Source organism: Stenotrophomonas pictorum JCM 9942, from assembly GCF_001310775.1.
In the GTDB taxonomy this organism is placed as follows: domain Bacteria; phylum Pseudomonadota; class Gammaproteobacteria; order Xanthomonadales; family Xanthomonadaceae; genus Stenotrophomonas; species Stenotrophomonas pictorum.
This window is the reverse complement of record NZ_BAZI01000383.1, coordinates 1-2,507: the sequence shown is the minus strand read 5'-3', so window position 1 is coordinate 2,507 and position 2,507 is coordinate 1. Positions and strand designations below refer to the sequence as shown.

The window sequence follows — 2,507 nt, the reverse complement described above, 5'->3', positions numbered from 1 at the left end:
CCCGCATCGCCCTGTTTCACCCCGCCGCCGCCCTGCTCACCTTCAGCCTGAGCGCCTGCGCTCTGGCGGCCACACCGGCATTCGTGGCCCGCGACCACGTCGCCGAAGGCGTTTTCACCGCCGGTATCGAAGGCCCGGCGACCGGCCCCGATGGCGCGCTGTACGTGGTCAATTTCGGCCGCGACGGCACCATCGGCCGTGTCGATGCACAGGGCAACGCCGAACTGTTCGTCGAATTGCCCGACGGCAGTGTCGGTAACGGCCTCCGCTTCGGCGCCGACGGCACGCTGTACGTGGCCGACTACCCGCGCCACAACATCCTGGCGATCGATCCGGCCAGCCGCGCGGTGCGCGTGTTCGCCCACCTGCCCGCCGCCCACCAGCCCAACGATCTCGCCCTGGCGCCGGACGGCACGCTCTACGCCAGCGATCCGGACTGGACGAAGGTCGACAACGGCCAGCTGTGGCGGATCGACCGCGACGGCCGCGTGCAGTTGCTCGAAGCCGGCATGGGCACCACCAACGGGGTGGAAGTCAGCCCCGACGGCCGCCGCCTGTACGTCAACGAAAGCGTGCAGCGCACTGTCTGGGTCTATGACCGGGATGCGGCTGGTGCGCTCTCCAACAAGCGCCTGCTGATCCGCTTCGACGATCACGGCCTGGACGGCATGCGCTGCGATGCCGCCGGCAACCTGTATATCGCCCGCTATGACGCCGGGGTGGTGGCGGTGGTCTCGCCCGAGGGCGCGCTGCTGCGCGAAGTGCCACTGACCGGTCGCAAGCCCAGCAACGTGGCCTTCGGCGGGGCCGATGGCCGCCAGGTGTTCGTCACGCTGCAGGACCGCGGTGCGGTGGAAACCTTCCAGGCCGAGCAGCCCGGGCGTGAATACGGACAGCAGCCGGCCCCCCATCGCTGAACGCGGCGCCGTCTCAGCCTGCGCAACGGCGATCGGGCATGCTGCCGGCCATGGGAGAGAACCAATGCATGCGATCGAACTGAACGACCCGGCCGCTTTCGGCACCGAATTCCTGCGGCTGACGCTGTTGCAGGGCTTCCAGTCGCTGACCAAACGCGATCTGGAACTGCTGATCTTCATCCTGCTCGAACGCGATGGCGCGATCGCCCGCAGCGACTCCAACGCCACCGTGGCGCTGCGCTTGCGGGTCACCCCGGCCAAGGTCAAAGGACTGCGCCGCGACGGCTACGCGCGCTGGCGGGCGCTGGTGCCCGAAGAAGGCGACGCCGCATTGCAGCGCATCGTCGCCACGGTGCTGACCGAAGAGAATCTGCGCGCCGGCACCCGGCATGTCACCGAGCGCAGCCGCAAGGAGGGCTTTCTGGCCATCCGCATCGAACATCCCGACGATGCGCAGCGCTTCGAGCAGGCCATCGTCGAGGTCGGCGCCATTCCGGTGTACGAACGCAACCGCGAGGTGGTGGCGGTGCGTTTTGACACGCTGCTGAAGATCGCCGAACGCTGGAACTACCTGCAGCCCGATCCGCAGGCCACCCTCGCCGCGCTGGAAAAACTCGCGCCAACCGCCGAGGAAGTGGCCGAACTGCTGAAAAAGGACATCACCCAGCTGCGCTGGGACGATGTCCGCCGCGCGCTCAACAGTCTCGGTGCCAAGGCCATCGCCAGCACCGCCGAGGGCGGTCTGAAAGGCCTGCTGAAACTGGTATTCCCGTTCATTCCGGGCTGAAACCCGGCACCGCCTTTTTTGCAGTGCACGGGCCGTTGCCTGCCGCAGATGGGCGCCACCGGCCACTCCACCAGGGCGTCACGCGATGCACAGGCCGCCTCGGGTACTTGCCGCTGCGCGGCTCCCCAGCGCTGGCCTGGCCGTATTCGGCGGACAGGCCGGCAACATCAACCGCGCCGGGAATGGCGCACCGGTCCTGTGGACCTGCGCCGCCCGCATTCCCGCAGGGGCGGCTACCATAGCGACTTCGCCACGCTGGACCGCAACCACGGTGGCTTCATCCGCCGCGAGGACGCCAAGGCGGCCCTCGACCGCGCGCGCGGTCGATACGCTCGACACCTCCACACCGGCCGCCCGGGCAAGGCGCCGCGGGACGGCCGGATGGAGCCGATCACCCAGGTGCGGAACGCGGGCACCGTTCCCCTATCGCGACGAGGTGTGCATGTTCCGGATTTCCTGCCTGTTGACGCTGCTGCTGGTCCCGCTTTGCTCTGCCCACGCGCAGAACGTTGCGCGGGACCCGGCAATCACCGCGCCACTGCGGTCCGACCCGCCGGCCAATGTGCGCCGCCAGTCCCTGGCCAGCGGCGAGGTCACCCACCAGGTGCAGGTGCGCACCACCCCGGACCAGGCACAGGTCATCGTCCGCTCGATCCAGCCCGACAGCGTGATCGGCGACTACCGCATCGACTTCGAGGCGCTGGATACCGATGGCGACGGCTTCATCAGCCGTGCCGAAGCCAAGGCCCATGCCACCCTGGATGCCGAGTTCAACGCACTGGACAGCAGCCGCAGCGGACGCC

At 68.8% G+C, this 2,507-nt stretch carries 3 protein-coding genes; all 3 read left to right on the top strand.

All coding sequences use genetic code 11. The features are described 5' to 3' along the window. The first annotated feature begins 5 nt into the window (after positions 1-5). Positions 6-917 carry an SMP-30/gluconolactonase/LRE family protein gene (locus tag JCM9942_RS14010; protein WP_172675126.1) on the top strand — a complete coding sequence of 304 codons (912 nt, stop codon included), beginning with the start codon at positions 6-8 and terminating at the stop codon, positions 915-917. A gap of 64 nt (positions 918-981) precedes the next feature. Further along, positions 982-1,704 (top strand): hypothetical protein, encoded by a 723-nt coding sequence (locus JCM9942_RS14005; protein WP_054660435.1) that lies wholly within the window; start codon positions 982-984, stop codon positions 1,702-1,704. A gap of 442 nt (positions 1,705-2,146) precedes the next feature. Further along, the coding region (locus tag JCM9942_RS14000; RefSeq protein ID WP_054660433.1) for an EF-hand domain-containing protein at positions 2,147-2,507 on the top strand (361 nt) is incomplete at its 3' end.